At 73.2% G+C, this 14,115-nt stretch carries 13 protein-coding genes; 7 read left to right on the forward strand and 6 right to left on the reverse strand.

Annotation, left to right across the window (positions count from 1 at the left end):
• Positions 1-11 precede the first annotated feature (11 nt).
• Positions 12-902 carry a hypothetical protein gene (locus ACQUST_RS00605; RefSeq protein ID WP_435123854.1) on the forward strand — a complete coding sequence of 297 codons (891 nt, stop codon included), beginning with the start codon at positions 12-14 and terminating at the stop codon, positions 900-902.
• A 24-nt stretch (positions 903-926) separates the two neighbouring features.
• Here the strand turns inward: ACQUST_RS00605 and ACQUST_RS00610 are convergent, their stop codons facing one another.
• The gene (locus tag ACQUST_RS00610; RefSeq protein WP_435123856.1) at positions 927-1,442 is read right to left on the reverse strand and encodes a DUF367 family protein; all 516 of its coding nucleotides are present in this window, start codon (positions 1,440-1,442) and stop codon (positions 927-929) included.
• Positions 1,443-1,590: 148 nt separating this feature from the next.
• Between ACQUST_RS00610 and ACQUST_RS00615 the strand changes: the two genes are divergently transcribed.
• Positions 1,591-1,941 carry a nuclear transport factor 2 family protein gene (locus ACQUST_RS00615; protein WP_435123857.1) on the forward strand — a complete coding sequence of 117 codons (351 nt, stop codon included), beginning with the start codon at positions 1,591-1,593 and terminating at the stop codon, positions 1,939-1,941.
• A gap of 204 nt (positions 1,942-2,145) precedes the next feature.
• Complete coding sequence (locus ACQUST_RS00620; RefSeq protein WP_435123859.1) at positions 2,146-2,328, forward strand: AbrB/MazE/SpoVT family DNA-binding domain-containing protein; 183 nt, start codon at positions 2,146-2,148, stop codon at positions 2,326-2,328.
• 125 nt (positions 2,329-2,453) lie between these two features.
• Here ACQUST_RS00620 and serS read toward each other — a convergent pair whose 3' ends face one another.
• Together serS and ACQUST_RS00630 are read right to left on the reverse strand one after the other, a co-directional pair.
• Positions 2,454-3,836: a serine--tRNA ligase gene (gene serS / locus ACQUST_RS00625; RefSeq protein ID WP_435123860.1), complete on the reverse strand. Its 1,383-nt coding sequence runs from the start codon at positions 3,834-3,836 to the stop codon at positions 2,454-2,456.
• A gap of 204 nt (positions 3,837-4,040) precedes the next feature.
• Positions 4,041-5,174, reverse strand: coding sequence for a thiolase family protein (locus ACQUST_RS00630; protein WP_435123862.1), 1,134 nt, complete (start codon positions 5,172-5,174; stop codon positions 4,041-4,043).
• A 141-nt stretch (positions 5,175-5,315) separates the two neighbouring features.
• Here ACQUST_RS00630 and mutS point away from each other — a divergent pair, with 141 nt between their 5' ends.
• Both mutS and mutL read left to right on the forward strand, forming a co-directional pair.
• Positions 5,316-8,180 (forward strand): DNA mismatch repair protein MutS, encoded by a 2,865-nt coding sequence (gene mutS / locus ACQUST_RS00635; protein ID WP_435123863.1) that lies wholly within the window; start codon positions 5,316-5,318, stop codon positions 8,178-8,180.
• A complete protein-coding gene (gene mutL / locus ACQUST_RS00640; RefSeq protein ID WP_435123864.1) occupies positions 8,173-9,948 on the forward strand; it encodes a DNA mismatch repair endonuclease MutL in 1,776 nt (591 codons plus the stop codon). The genes mutS and mutL overlap by 8 nt, the downstream gene beginning before the upstream one ends.
• Positions 9,949-9,981: 33 nt before the next feature.
• On the opposite strand, the gene ACQUST_RS00645 is transcribed toward mutL, so the two are convergent.
• Complete coding sequence (locus tag ACQUST_RS00645; RefSeq protein ID WP_435123865.1) at positions 9,982-10,275, reverse strand: DUF7573 domain-containing protein; 294 nt, start codon at positions 10,273-10,275, stop codon at positions 9,982-9,984.
• Between the two features lie 123 nt (positions 10,276-10,398).
• On the opposite strand from ACQUST_RS00645, the gene ACQUST_RS00650 reads away from it, so the two are divergent.
• Positions 10,399-10,626: a hypothetical protein gene (locus tag ACQUST_RS00650; protein ID WP_435123867.1), complete on the forward strand. Its 228-nt coding sequence runs from the start codon at positions 10,399-10,401 to the stop codon at positions 10,624-10,626.
• A gap of 36 nt (positions 10,627-10,662) precedes the next feature.
• On the opposite strand, the gene ACQUST_RS00655 is transcribed toward ACQUST_RS00650, so the two are convergent.
• The gene (locus tag ACQUST_RS00655) at positions 10,663-11,736 is read right to left on the reverse strand and encodes a 5,10-methylenetetrahydromethanopterin reductase (RefSeq protein WP_435123868.1); all 1,074 of its coding nucleotides are present in this window, start codon (positions 11,734-11,736) and stop codon (positions 10,663-10,665) included.
• The gene (locus ACQUST_RS00660; RefSeq protein WP_435123870.1) at positions 11,729-12,484 is read right to left on the reverse strand and encodes a coenzyme F420-0:L-glutamate ligase; all 756 of its coding nucleotides are present in this window, start codon (positions 12,482-12,484) and stop codon (positions 11,729-11,731) included. Before ACQUST_RS00660 ends, ACQUST_RS00655 begins: the two co-directional genes overlap by 8 nt.
• A gap of 116 nt (positions 12,485-12,600) precedes the next feature.
• Between ACQUST_RS00660 and ACQUST_RS00665 the strand changes: the two genes are divergently transcribed.
• Positions 12,601-13,845, forward strand: a complete 1,245-nt coding sequence (locus tag ACQUST_RS00665; protein ID WP_435123872.1) for an NUDIX domain-containing protein — start codon at positions 12,601-12,603, stop codon at positions 13,843-13,845.
• Positions 13,846-14,115: the final 270 nt, after the last annotated feature.

Here is a 14,115-nt window from a genome sequence, read left to right on the forward strand (position 1 = left end):
TCTCATCCGGTATGCATCGGCCCGCAATCGACGACGACCACATCGCGGACGCCGTCGAGCGCAGCGGCTTCGGCGACCACGACGTCCGCGTCGGGCTGCGCGTCGTCCACGACGCGGTCCGCGACCGGCTCACCGCCGAACGCGAACGCAGCGCCGACCCCGACCGGCTCGACCACCACGTCCGCGAAGCCCCCGGCTCGTCGTGGTTCGCGTTCGACCTCGACGAGCTGCGCGACGCCGTCACCGCCGCCGGCTACGAACTCGACGAGGGGCTGCTCGCCGTCGTCGCCGCCGTGAACCTCGCGGCGTTCCAGGCCGAATACGACCGGACGCTGGCGTTCCCGCGGTCGGTCACCGAGGACCGCGACCAGCCGTTCTTCTTCCCGGTGTACGTCGAAACCGGGGCCGAACCCGGAGCCGAATCCGGCGACGGCGCGGTCGGCCGCGGCGCTGCCGACGACGGCGCGGCCGGGACTGACGCAGCCGGCGACACTGCCACCGCCGCCGACGCGCTGGACCGCATCGGGGCGTACCTCGACGCCGGCGCCGACGCGGCCGCCGCCCTCGACGCCTACGCCGTCAGCGACGCCGGCGCCGACCCGGCGGACTGGGCGGCGCGCCGCGGCGTCGACCCGGACACCGTCCGAGCCAACGCCGACAGCGTCGCCGCTGCGGTCGGCGAGAGCGGGTCCGCCGACGGAACCGGAACCGACGCCGGGGGCGCCGCCGGCGACGCTGCCGGCGCTCCGGAGACGTATCCGAGCGGCGGCATCGAGGCCGTCCCGGCGTCCGAGGCGCCGAACGGCGTCTACGACCCGGAGACCGACCGGCTGTTCATCCCGACTGACGACCAGTTACAGGCCGCCCGCGACGTCGACGACGCCACCGGACTCGACGGCTGAGAACCGCCGGCGGCCGCGTCGCGGTCAGCGGTCCAGGTACTCCTGTTGAACCTCGACGACCTCGCCGGAGTCGGCGCAGTCGGCGTACCGCCGCAGCGGCTCGTCGTTGAGTTCGAGGAACGTCTCGCCCCACGTGAACTTCGCGAGAATCCGCTCGGCGTGCTCGCGGTCGCCGAAGACGCACAGCGCCGCCGCGAGCGCCTCCACGGTCGTCAGCTTCATCGGCCGGCCGAAGTTCACGGGGTTCGCGGCGACGAGGTACGGCAGCGCGCGGTGCTCTCCCGGCAGCGAGAACATCGCTTCGCCCGCCGACTCCCACGAGCAGTCCAGCGCGACGAGCGCGTCGTCCGACTCCGCGGCGGCGACGCCGTCCGGTGCGTCCGCCGGAGAGAGCGCCCGCTCGGCGTGCGGATTCAACACGACGCCGTACGGCGTCTCGCGGTCCGACCGGTGCAGCGACGCGAGGTCGAACCGGTCGAGCTTCCGGGCCGTGCACTTGTCGGGGTCGTCGTCGCCCTCGTACCGGACGTGCAGCTCCACACGCCGTCTCGGCGGCCGCCGCGGATAAGCGGTGCGTTCAGCGGGGCGCACAGCGGCGCACTCAGCGGCGCGTTCGGCGCGGAAACCGAGCCTGGCGGTGGACCGGCGCGGCCGTCCGATTCAAGCACCCGCGGCCGAACCAGCACCCATGACCGACGACGACCGCGGAGCCGCCGTCCGGACGTACTACCGAGCCATCGACGACGGCGCCTACGACGACCTCGCCTCGCTGCTCTCGGCCGACTTCGTCCACCGGCGGCCCGACCGGACGCTGGAGGGCCGCGACCGGTTCGTCCGGTTCATGCGCGACGAGCGGCCGAACCCGGACACCGTCCACTCGGTAGACGCCGTCTACGCCGACGCCGACGCCGACTCTGGGGAGCGCGCGGCGCGCGGCCGCCTGTTCGACGCCGGCGGCGAGGAACTGTTCGCGTTCGTGGACGTGTTCCGGTTCGACGACGCGGACCGACTGGTCGAACTTCGGACGTTCACCCGATAATCGCGTGACACTGACCCACACGATGGGGATTTGTTTCTCCTGTCTCCCGCAGAAACCACGGCAGACAACTATGACACTTCGGACAGATTTGCTGTGGCGAAAGGCCTCTACGTGCTGCGGTTTTGTGTATCTTCTAGTCATATCAGAAATTGTGGGAAATGTCTGCCGGGACTTTATGCAGTCGGCACCCGTCGGTGGTCGTGTATGCCGGGCAACGGTCCATACGCAGACAGTCGAACCGTACAGGAATCCAACGGCGGCTTCACGGTCTCCATCCCGAAGGAGATCGTGGAGCGCTACGAACTCGAACAGGGCGACCAGGTGTGGTGGACGGACGACCCCACCGACGACCGGCCGAGCTTCGTCCCGCCCGAGCAGCTGAAGTGACGCGCGGCCGGGCGACGGCCGACGGACCGCGGACGGCCAGTATCGGGTAGCCGTCCCTCGCGGACGCGTCAGGGCGCGTCCGCACCAGCCGTTCTTCTGACGCCGCCGCCGACCGCCGAGCGGCGCTACTCCTTCTCGCCGGCGCCGACCGCGGACTCGCCGACCTTCTCGCCGCCTTCGATGACCTCGCGGCCGCCCATGTACGGCTGGAGCGGCTCGGGGACGTCGACGGTGCCGTCCTCGTTCTGGTAGTACTCCAGAATCGCGACGACGACGCGCGGCACCGCCAGCCCGGAGCCGTTCAGCGTGTGGAGGTACTCGGCGCTCTCGTGGCGCTCCGGCCGGTACCGCAAGCCGGCGCGTCGCGCCTGGAAGTCCTCGAAGTTCGACACCGACGACACCTCCAGCCAGCGGCCGCCGGCGTCCGGCCCGTCGGGCATGTCGTCGCCGGGCGCCCACACCTCGATGTCGTACTTCTTCGCCTGCGTGAACCCGAGGTCGCCGGTGCACATCTCCAGAATCCGGTACGGCAGGCCGAGGCGCCGCAGCACCTCCTCGGCCTCGTCGAGCAGTTCGTGGAACCGCTCGTCGCTGCGCTCCGGCCGAACGAAGTTCACCATCTCCACCTTGTTGAACTGGTGGACGCGGACGATGCCGCGGGTCTCGGTGCCGTGTTCGCCGGCCTCCCGCCGGAAGTTCGGCGTGTACGCCTGGTGTTTCAGCGGCAGGTCGTCGTCCAGCAGAATCTCGTCGCGGTACATGTTCGTCACCGGGACCTCGGCGGTCGGCAGCAGCCACAGGTCGTCGTCGTCGTACGCCGCGGGGTCGGTGTCGCCGACCGGGTAGGCGTCCTCGGTGAACTTCGGGAACTGCCCGGTGCCCTCCATCGACGCGCTGTTCACCGGAATCGGCGGGAACACGTCGACGTACCCCTGCTCGCGGTGCACCTCCAGCATGAACTGGATGAGCGCGTGCTCCAGCATCGCGCCCTCCCCCTTCGCGAAGTAGAAGCCGCCGCCGGCGACTTTCGCGCCGCGGTCGAAGTCGAGGACGTCCAGTTCCTCGCCGAGGTCGTAGTGCGGCGTCACCGGCTCCGGGAGGTCGCGCAGGTCGTCGAACCCTTCGCGTCGCCGCTCGACGTTCTCGTCCTCGTCGGCGCCGACCGGGACGTCGTCCTGCGGAATCTGCGGGATGCGCAGCATCGCCTCGTGGAGTTCCGCCTCCAGTTCGTCCGCGCGCTCCTCGATTTCGGCGAGTTCGGCTTTCAGCTCCTGGCTGCGCTCGATGGCCTCCTGAGCCGCCTCCTCGTCGCCCTCCTGTTTCAGCCGGCCGATCTTCGAGGACACCTCGTTGCGTTCGTGCCGCAGCGTGTCGCCGCGCCCCTTCAGTTCGCGCCACTCCTCGTCGAGTTCGACGACGCGGTCGAGGTCGACGTCCTCGACGCCCTTCTGTTCGAGCGCCGTCCGCACCGTCTCCGGCTCCTCTCGGAGCAGCTGCCGCGAAATCATTGCGCGACGGTTCTGCGGGGCGCCGCAAAACCGTGTCGGGTCCGTTCGAACGAGTGGCACGGACCCGCGAAAAAGGAGCGACCGGCCGCGCGAACGGCGGTGACGCCGGCGGTCGCGTGACGGCGGACGCGAGCGTCTGGCCGAACACGTCGCGACGGCGACCGCGTGGCGGCGAATTCGGCGGCGACGCCGCGGGCGGCGCCGTCAGCGGCTGAACTCGATTGCCGCGCCCTGCCCGAAGCCGACACAGAGCGTGGCGAGGCCGCGGTCGACGTCGCGTTTCCGCATCTCGTGGATGAGCGTCACGGGGAGGCGCGCGCCGGAGGCGCCGAGCGGGTGGCCGATGGCGATGGCGCCGCCGTTGACGTTGTACTTCTCCTCGGGAATCCCGAGTTCGCGGCGGGCGTAGACGCACTGGGAGGCGAACGCCTCGTTGAGTTCGACGAGGTCGTAGTCGTCGACGTCGAGGCCGCTGCGCTCGAGCAGGCCGCGGGTCGCCGGGACCGGGCCGATTCCCATGACGGTCGGGTCGACGCCGGCGACGGCGTTCGTCCCGATTTCGGCGAGCACCGGCAGGTCGTGCTCGTCGGCGAACTCGGCGGAGCAGACGAGCGTCGCGGCGGCGCCGTCGGTGACCTGCGAGGAGTTCCCGGCGGTGACGGTGCCGTCGCCGGTGAACGCCGGGTCGAGCGACGCCAGCGTTTCGAGGTCGGTGTCGCGGCGGATTCCCTCGTCCTCGTCGACGACGCCCTCGTCGGTCTCCACCGGGACGATTTCGTCGTCGAAGCGGCCGGAGTCGGTCGCTTCCGCGGCGCGTCGGTGGCTGCGGAGCGCGTACTCGTCTTGCGCTTCGCGGCTGACGCCGTACTCCTCTGCGACCTTCTCGGCGGTCATCCCCATCTGGAGCTGGAAGACGTTGTACTGCTCGGACAGCTCCGGGTGGAGGTGCTGGTAGGAGTCGCCGTCCATCGGGACGCGGCTCATCGACTCGACGCCGCCGGCGATGATGCACTCGCGGTTCCCGGCGGCGACGGCGTCCGACGCCGAGATGATGGACTGCATCGACGACGCGCACCACCGATTGATGGTGGTCGCCGGCGTCCCCTCCCCGAGTTCGGAGAGCAGCGCGATGACGCGCGCGACGTTGTTGTCCTGTTCGCCGCGCTGCTGGGCGACCCCCCACATGAGGTCGTCGACGTCGTCGGCGTCGAGGCCGTGCTCGTCGAGGACGTGGTCGATGAGCGTGACGGACAGGTCCTCGCTGCGCGTGTCGGCGAAGACGCCGCCTGCCTTCCCGAACGGCGTTCTGACGGCGGCCGCGATGACGGGCGTTGCCATGGCTCCACGGACGGGCTGGACGGTGATAAATCAGGGAGAACCGCACACCCGTTCCCGGCCGTTGCTCGGCGCCGCGGCGTCGCGCGGCCGGCCGGCGGGGCGTGCGCAAGGTTTTCGAGCGTCCGCCGCCGCCTCACGACCATGGTTACGGGAGCACCGGCGAAGATGCTCGACCGCCGGGACGAGCTCACGCCGATGCTGGCCCAGTACGTCGACCTCGCGGAGGCGTACGACGACTGCGTCCTGCTGTTCCGCGTCGGCGACTTCTACAAGTCGTTCTGCGACACCGCCGACGAGGTCGCGCGGGTCTGTGAACTCACCCGCATCGAGCGGGAGGACTCCACCGGGACGTACACGGCGTGCGGCATCCCGGTCGACAACGCACCGAAGTACCTCGAACGGCTGCTCGACGCGGAGTACCGCGTCGCGCTCGCCGACCAGGTCGAAGACCCCGACGAGGCGTCCGGGCTGGTCGACCGCGCCGTCACGCAGATTCTGACGCCCGGCACCGTCGTCGAGGAGGAACTGCTCGCCGCCGGGACGAACACGTACGTCGCCGCGGTCGCCCGCGGTGACGCGGACGGCACCGCCGAACAGCCCCGCGGCGACGGCGCCACCGGAACCGCCGGCACCGCCGGCACCGCCGCGGGCGACGACGCCCGGTTCGGGTTCGCGTACGTCGACGTGTCGACCGGGGAGTGCGCCGCGACCGCCGGCTCCGCCGCGGCCGTCGAGGCCGAACTGGCGCGGACCGCGCCCGCCGAACTGCTCGTCGGCCCCGGCGTCGACGCGGACCGCTTCGGCGACGCGGTCGGTGACGCCGCGGTCGCCGCCGGCGACGACGAGCAGTTCGGGGCCGACGCGGCGGGCGCCGTGCTCGACCGGTACGCCGCCGCAGACCGCTTCGGCGACGCGGAGACCCGGGCTGCCGGCGCGGTGCTGTCGTACGCGGAGTGGAGCAGCGGCGGCGACGAACTCGGGCACGTGAGCCGGGTGCGGCGGTACGACCCGCGGCAGTCGCTCGGGCTCGACGCGACGGCGCTCCGCGGCCTCGAACTGTTCGAGAACCGCGCGCCGTCCGGCGAGACGCTGTTCGACACCGTCGACGAGACGCGCTGCGCGCTCGGCCGGCGACGGCTCCGGGCGTGGCTCCGACGGCCGCTGGTCGACCGGAGCCGCATCGAGGCGCGCCACGACGCCGTCGACGCGCTCGCGGCGCGGCCGCTCGTCCGTGAAGCGGTCCGCGAACGGCTCTCCGCGGCGTACGACCTCGAACGGCTCGTCGGCCGGGTGAGCCGCGGCCGCGCGGACGCCCGCGACCTCCGGTCGCTCCACGAGACGCTCGCCGTCGTCCCCGACGTCCGCGCGGAACTGGCCGACGTCGACGCGCTCGCGGACCTCCGGGAGGCGGTCGACCCGCTCGCGGACCTGCGCGACCGCATCGACGAGGCCGTCGTCGAGGAGCCGCCGCAGGAACTCACCGAGGGCGGCGTCATCCGCGACGGCTTCGACGACGACCTCGACGAGGTCCGCGCCACCGCCCGCGAGGGCCGCGAGTGGGTCGCAGACCTCGAAGCCGCCGAGCGCGACCGCACCGGCATCGACAACCTCGAGGTCGGCTACAACCAGGTCCACGGCTACTACATCGAAGTGACGAACGGCCAGCTCGACGACGTCCCAGACGACTACACGCGTCGGCAGACCCTGAAGAACAGCGAACGGTTCTACACGCCGGAGCTGAAGCGTCGCGAGGACGAAATCCTCGGCGCGGAGGAGCGCGCGGACGGCCTCGAGTACGAACTGTTCTGCGAGGTCCGCGCCGAGGTCGCGGAGTCGGCCGAGCGGGTGCAGGCGCTCGCTGACGCGCTGGCGCGGCTGGACGCGCTGGCGTCGCTCGCGACCGTCGCGGTCGAACGCGACTACGTCCGGCCGGAACTCGGCGGCGACGACGTCCGCATCGAGGGCGGCCGCCACCCGGTGGTGGAGCGCACCGAACCCGAGTTCGTGCCGAACGACGCGGACCTGCCCGGCGGGACCGTGGCGCTCATCACCGGGCCGAACATGAGCGGGAAGTCGACGTACATGCGGCAGGTCGCGCTCGCGGTCGTGCTGGCGCAGGCCGGCAGTTTCGTACCGGCGCAGGCCGCCGAACTCCCCGTCGTCGACCGGGTGTTCACGCGGGTCGGCGCGAGCGACGACATCGCCGGCGGCGAGTCGACGTTTATGCGGGAGATGCGCGAACTCACCGACATCCTCCACGACGCCACCGCGGACTCGCTGGTGCTGCTCGACGAGGTCGGCCGCGGCACCGCGACCACGGACGGCCGCGCCATCGCCCGCGCCGCCGTCGAGTTCGTCCACGACGAACTCGGCGCGACGACGCTGTTCGCGACGCACTACCACGACCTCACGGCGCTCGCGGACCGGTACGACCGCGTCAGGAACCTCCACTTCGCGGCGACCCGCGAGGACGGCGACGTGACGTTCCTCCACCGGGTCCGCCGCGGCGCCGCCTCGTCGTCGTACGGCGTCGAGGTCGCGGACCTCGCCGGCGTCCCCGAACGGGTCGTCGCCCGCGCCCGCGAGTTCGTCGACGCCGACGCGGACACTGCCGCCGACGTCGCCGACTCGGACAGCGACCCGGACGTCGACGAAGATGGCGACGCGGGCGGGGACGGAGTGGGAGGCTCGGACTCCGCGCTCGGCGACGACGCTCAGCGCACGCTCTCGGACGTCGCCGGCGCGGACGCCGATGCGCCGAGCACGCCCGACCGGGCCGCCGCCGCGTCCGGCGACGCCGCCGCGGGCGATGAACTCCGGGCCGCCGAACGCGACGTGCTGGCGGCGCTCCGCGGCGTCGACGTGGCGGAGACGACGCCGATAGAGGCGCTGAATCGGCTGTCCGACCTGCAGCGACGGCTTCCGGACGAATCCGCGAAACCGTCCGCCGCCGGCGACGCGAGCCGCCCGGACGGCACCGACGAGACGGGTGGCGACGATGGCTGACCGGGAGGACGCCGCCGGCGACGCGGCCGCCGATGCCGACGCGGCGGCCGATACCGACGCCGGACCCGCTGCCGCCAACGCGGAGGTCCGCGAACTGCCGGAGTCCACGGTGGAGCGAATCGCGGCCGGCGAAGTGGTGACGCGGCCGTCCCGCGTCGTCGCCGAACTGGTGGAGAACAGCCTCGACGCCGGCGCGACCCGCGTCGACGTCGCGGTCGACGGCGACGGCACCGACCGAATCCGGGTCGCCGACGACGGCCGCGGAATGAGTCGGGCGGACGCCGCGCTCGCGGTGGAGCCGCACACGACCAGCAAACTCCGCGACGCCGCCGACCTCGAATCGGTCGGGACGCTCGGCTTCCGCGGGGAGGCGCTCGCCAGCGTCGCCGACGCCGCGGACCTGACGGTGACGACGAACGACGGCGGCGACGTCGGCACCGAAGTCACCGTGGCGGACGGCGAAGTCAGCGTCAGCGACGCCGGCCGCGCCCGAGGAACCACGGTTACGGTGACGGATCTCTTCGCCGACCGGCCGGCGCGCCGGGAGTCGCTCGCGTCGCCGGCGCGGGAGTTCGCCCGGATTTCGTCGCTGGTCGCGGAGTACGCCGTGCTCCGGCCCGGGGTCGCGTTCTCGCTCACCCACGACGGCACGGAGACGGTTTCGACGCCCGGAACCGGCGTGACGGACGCGCTACTCGCCGTCTACGACCGCGAGACGGCGAGCCAGTCCACCGCGTTCGAGCACCGCGCGGACGTCGACTTCGCGGGGCGGACCGGGGCGCTCCGCGTCGACGGCGCGCTCGCGTACCCGTCGACGACGCGGTCGACCCGGGAGCACGTCCACGTCGCCGTCAACGGCCGGCCGGTCCGGAACGAGGCGCTCCGCGCCGCCGTCGCGCAGGGGTACGGGTCGCTGCTGCCGTCGGGCCGGGAGCCGGTGGCCGCGCTCCGACTCGACGTGCCGGCGTGGGCCGTCGACCCGAACGTCCACCCGGCGAAGACGCGCGTCGCGCTGCGCGCCGCCGACGCCGTCGCCGACGCCGTCGAATCCGGGGTTCGGGACGCGCTGACGACCGCGGACCTGCGGCGCAGCGGCGAGGTGGCGATGGACCTCGACTCGTCGCTCGCGCCGGTCGACGGCGTCGACTCCGACTTCGCCGACGCCGCCGTCATCGGGCAGTTCCGCGACCTGTACCTGCTGTGTGAGGCCGACGGCGACCTGCTCGTCGTCGACCAGCACGCCGCCCACGAGCGCGTGAACTACGAGCGGCTCCGCGAGTCGCTCGCGGACGAAGCGGTGCCGTCCGCGAGCCTCGACCCGGCGGAAACCGTGTCGCTCGACCCCGGCGCGGCCGCCGCAGCCGAAGCGTACCGCGACGAACTCGGCCGGCTCGGCTTCGACGTCGAACCGTTCGGCGGCACCACGTACCGCGTGACGGCGGTGCCGGCGCCGCTCGGCCGCGTCGCCGACGCGGACGCGCTCCGCGACGTGCTGGCGGCGCTCCGCGACGACGCCGGAACCGTCGGCGACGACGCCGGCGGCCGCGGCGGAGACGCGGGCGTCCGGGACGCGCTGCTCGCGGACCTCGCGTGTCACCCGTCGCTGAAAGCCGGCGACGCGCTCGACGACGAGGCGGCGACGAAGTTGCTCCGCCGGCTCGGCGAGTGCGAGCAGCCGTACGCGTGCCCGCACGGCCGGCCGACGGTGCTCAGCGTGGACGAGGCGACGCTCGCCGCCGGCTTCGAGCGCGACTCGGCGCGCCGATAAGGGGTCGGCCGGCCGCGGACCCGGCGGCCCGCGCTACCACTCCTTGCAGTCGGCGCAGACGTAGTCGCCGTCCTGCCGCCACCGCGTCGTCGCCTGCTCGCCGCAGGCCGCACAGGCCGCGCCGTCGGCGGACCACGAGTACGTCGGCTCCGCCGGGTCGACCGTCGACGGGTCCAGAACGACCGGCTCCGCGTCCTCTTCGTCGCTTCCGGCGGCCGCGACCTCGCCGGATTCGGTGTCGGATTCCGGGGACGGGGCCTCGTCTGCGTCTGCGTCGTCGTCGGCCGCGTCGCCGACGAACTCGTCGAGCGAGCGGTCGGTGGGCATACCGGAGCCAGCGCCGCAGCAGGGATAACTCCGACGGGACGGGCCGTCGGCGCCGCGCGGGCCGGGGCGCAATCGGTGCCGGAAGCATCAACGCTCAAGTCCCCGCGGCGGCGACGTCCGGGCATGGCTACGCTCATCGCGTTCCTGACGAGACTGGTTACCAGCGCCGTCGACCTCGTCGTGCTGCTCGTGACGGAGGCGGCGCTGCGCGACCCGCTCGCGTTCGTGTCGCTCGCCGTCGGCGCCGTGTTCGTGCTCAGCGCGTCCGCCGTGCTCGGGGCGCTGGCGCTCGGCGCGCTCGGCCGAGAAATCGGGGCGCTGGAGCCGGCGCCGGGCCGGCAGCCGCGGTAACGGCGAACCGCAGACGAGCGGACGCGGACCCGCCGGTCACGCCGTGGCGTCGCGGAAGGCGTCGGCGGCGAGCCGAATCGCTTCTTCGAGGTCGGGGCCGAGCGGCGACCCGACCACCAGCGAGTCAGCGTGCTCCAGCACCGCGGCCATCCGGTCTGCGACCGCGTCCGGCGACCCGGCGATGCTGAAGGCGTCGACCATCGCGGGCGTCACCCGGTCGAAGGCGTCCGTGAACGCGCCGGCGGCGATGTCGTCGCCGATGGCGGCGGCTGCGTCGGGGTCGACGCCGTGTCGCTCCAGCACCGGCGGAGCGGCGCCGGCGGCGATGAACGCGACCGGCGGCCGAGCGGCCTCGCGGGCGGCGACGTCGTCCGCCGCGACCGAGACCGACGCGTACGCCGCGAGGTCGAATCCGCCGCGGGACGCCGGGCGGTCCGCGACGCCCTGGTCAACCTGCTCGCGCGCCCACGCGAGGTCGTCCGGGTGCGACCCGTTGAACAGCAGGCCGTCGGCGTGCTTGCCGGCCATCCGGCACATGTGCGGCCCCTCGCCGGCGACGTACACCGGGATGTCGGCGCCCTGCGGCGGCGCGTAGTTCAGACCGGCGTCGTCGGCGTCGAACGTGGCCGCGCCGTCGACGCGCTCGCCCGCCCAGAGCCGCTGTGCCGCCTTGAACGCCTCCAGCACCGGGCGGAGCCCGCGGTCGTCGTCCAGCCCGAGGTTCCGGAGCGTCGTCGGGTCGCCCGGGCCGATGCCGAAGACGGCGCGGCCGCCGGACGCTTCGTCGAGCGTCGCGACTTTCGAGGCGAGCGTCACCGGATGCGTCTCCAGCGGGTTCGCGACGCCCGGGCCGAGCCGAGCCGTCGACGTGGCCGCCGCGAGCCGCGACAACACGGAGAAGGCATCGCGGTTGTTGTAGTGATGCGAGACGAACAGCTCGTCGTAGCCGGCGGCCTCGGCGTCGACGCCGAGGTCGACGAGGCGGTTCACGGAGTGCTCCGGCGCGAGTTCGATGCCGAGCGCCGGCTCGGTCTCGCCGCCCCGGTCGCCGTCTGCGCCCGCGCCAGCGTCGCCGTCCTCCTCGGCGTCGGCGTCGGCGGCGTCACGCATCGAACTCCCACCCCCGGAGCGCCTGCCGGACGAAGTCGCCGTCGACGTCGCGGAAGTGCCGGTCGCTGCCGCCGTGGTCGCCCCACTCGAAGTCGCGGACGACGACGACCGGCGTGCCGTCGTCGCCCTCGCCGGAGACGAGGTTCGCGGCGGCCGCCAGTTCGTCGACGACGTTCTCGACGGTGACGCCGAGTTCGCGGCCGTCGCGGTCCGGCTCGCCGCGCCAGTCGCGCGACGCCTGCATGCCGGCCCAGCCGATGGCGACGCCCCGCTGGCCGTGCCGGAACGGCCGGCCGCAGGTGTCCGTGACGACGACGCGGTCGGCGGCGACGCCGTCGCGGATGCGGGCCGCCGACTCCGACGGCCGCGTCGGCAGCAGCAGCAAGTCGTGCTCCGGGACGTTCGACCGGTCGATGCCGGCGTTGACGCCGACGTGGCCGAACCGTGTTTCGGTGAGCAGGAACGGCGACTCCATCAGCAGCTCCGTGGACTCTTCGAGGACGGCCTGCGCGAACCGCGGGTCCTTCTCGTCGCCCGTCGCTGCTTCGAGGTTCGCGGCGACCTCTCTGGCGCGCGGCCCGGCGGGGAAGTCGTCGAGGTCGGCCGCGCGGCCCTCGGCCTTCGAGACGACCGTCGAGGCGACGCAGACGACGTCGTCGTCGCGGAGGTCGACGCGGTCGGAGACGAGCGCGGCGATGTCGTCCCCGGCGGTGATTTCGGGGAGGTCGGGGACGGCGAACAGCTCCATACCGGGTCTGCGGCCGTCCCCGGCAAAAGGCCGCCGGTGGTGGCGCGCGTCTCCGGTGTTCCGGTCGCTCCGCGCCGCGGCGACAGCTTCGAGTCGCCGCCGGCCGACCACCGGACATGGCGCACGTCGTGACGGCGTTCCTGCGGAACCGCGGCGACCTGCTGCTCGTCCGACGGAGCGACGACGTCGGGACGTACCGCGGCCGCTGGGGCGGCGTCTCCGGCTCCGTCGAGGGCGACCCGGCCGAGGCGCTCGACGACGCACGCCGAGAGGTCTGCGAGGCGGTCGGCGTCGACGAGGCCGCGCTGACGCTGGTCCGCGCCGGCGACCCGGTCGGCGTGGACGACGAACAGGGCGAGCTCACGGTCCACCCGTTCCTGTTCGACTGCGAGACGCGAGCGGTGTCGCTGAACGACGAACTGGACGACTCCGAGTGGGTCCCGGCGACCGCGATGCTGAGACGGCGGACCGTACCGCGGCTCTGGGACGCTTACCGGACGGTTTCGCCGACCGCCGAAACCGTCGAACAGGACCGGACGCACGGCTCGGCGACGCTCTCGGTCCGCGCGCTGGAGGCGCTCCGCGACGACGCGGCCTGCGCTGAGTCGTGGAGTGAAGTCGCGGAAACGGCGCGGGCGCTCCGCGACGCCCGTCCCGGGATGGCGGTGCTCCGGAACCGAGTGAACCGGGTGCTCTCGGAAGCGGACCGCACGCCGGACGCCGTCCGTGAGCGCGCCGAGGACGCGGTGGCGGCCGCGGTCGAGGCGGACGACCGAGCAGCCGCGGAGGCGGCGGCGCTGCTCGACGGCCCGACGCTGACGCTGTCGCGGTCCGGCACCGTCGACGCCGCGCTTCGCGCCGCCGACGTGCCGGTGTTCGTCGCCGAATCGGTGCCGGGCGGCGAGGGACGCGAGGTGGCAGCGTCGCTGGCGGCGGGCGAGGACGGCCGCGACGTGACGCTGCTCCCGGACGCAGCGGTGGCGGCGGTGCTCGCCGAGCGAGACGTGGCGGCGGTGCTGGTCGGCGCCGACACGGTGTTCCCCGACGGCGACGTCGCGAACAAAACCGGGACCCGGGCCGCCGCCGTAGCGGCCGCTCACGAGTCGGTTCCGGTGTACGTCGCCGCGGCGCGCGACAAAATCTCCGGAGCGGCGACGCACCACCCGGAGTCGGCCGCGTTCGACGTTCCGGACTCCGTCGAGGGGTACGCGCCGCTGTTCGACCGGACGCCCGCAGACCTCGTGACGGTCGTCACCGAGGACGGCGAACTCGACGCGGCCGACGTGGCGGCGACCGCGGCGACCCACCGGGCGCTGGCGGCGTGGGACGACGGGGGCGACGACGCGGAACCGGACGAGTGAAACCGCCGGGCGCCGTAGCCGGTCGTGGACGGCGGTGACGAGGGTTACCCCCACCGAGCCCCGTGTGACGAGGGATTTCACCCGAGCCGTCCATCTCCTGAGACCCCGTGAGCGACGCGGGCAGCTGGGCTGACACAGCGGGGACGTGGGCGTGGCGCGACTACATCGTGAGCCGCTGGTCCCGTCCTCGTATCTAAACGTTCGCAGGCCTCCGTCGCGGTCGGAGCGCGTGGCAGCGGCGGTTTCGGCTGCGACTGCGGCTGCGGTTGC

The sequence above is a fragment of the Halobaculum sp. D14 genome (assembly GCF_051195135.1).
Taxonomy (GTDB): domain Archaea; phylum Halobacteriota; class Halobacteria; order Halobacteriales; family Haloferacaceae; genus JBNTKA01.

Excerpts from the sequence above, each read along its gene's own strand:
- ACQUST_RS00605 (WP_435123854.1), top strand. The coding sequence starts at position 12 with ATGCATCGGCCCGCAATCGACGACGACCACATCGCGGACGCCGTCGAG.
- ACQUST_RS00630 (WP_435123862.1), bottom strand. The coding sequence starts at position 5,174 with ATGGCAACGCCCGTCATCGCGGCCGCCGTCAGAACGCCGTTCGGGAAG.
- mutL (WP_435123864.1), top strand. The coding sequence starts at position 8,173 with ATGGCTGACCGGGAGGACGCCGCCGGCGACGCGGCCGCCGATGCCGAC.
- ACQUST_RS00615 (WP_435123857.1), top strand. The coding sequence starts at position 1,591 with ATGACCGACGACGACCGCGGAGCCGCCGTCCGGACGTACTACCGAGCC.
- ACQUST_RS00655 (WP_435123868.1), bottom strand. The coding sequence starts at position 11,736 with ATGCGTGACGCCGCCGACGCCGACGCCGAGGAGGACGGCGACGCTGGC.
- serS (WP_435123860.1), bottom strand. The coding sequence starts at position 3,836 with ATGATTTCGCGGCAGCTGCTCCGAGAGGAGCCGGAGACGGTGCGGACG.
- ACQUST_RS00620 (WP_435123859.1), top strand. The coding sequence starts at position 2,146 with ATGCCGGGCAACGGTCCATACGCAGACAGTCGAACCGTACAGGAATCC.
- ACQUST_RS00645 (WP_435123865.1), bottom strand. The coding sequence starts at position 10,275 with ATGCCCACCGACCGCTCGCTCGACGAGTTCGTCGGCGACGCGGCCGAC.
- ACQUST_RS00660 (WP_435123870.1), bottom strand. The coding sequence starts at position 12,484 with ATGGAGCTGTTCGCCGTCCCCGACCTCCCCGAAATCACCGCCGGGGAC.
- mutS (WP_435123863.1), top strand. The coding sequence starts at position 5,316 with ATGGTTACGGGAGCACCGGCGAAGATGCTCGACCGCCGGGACGAGCTC.
- ACQUST_RS00650 (WP_435123867.1), top strand. The coding sequence starts at position 10,399 with ATGGCTACGCTCATCGCGTTCCTGACGAGACTGGTTACCAGCGCCGTC.
- ACQUST_RS00665 (WP_435123872.1), top strand. The coding sequence starts at position 12,601 with ATGGCGCACGTCGTGACGGCGTTCCTGCGGAACCGCGGCGACCTGCTG.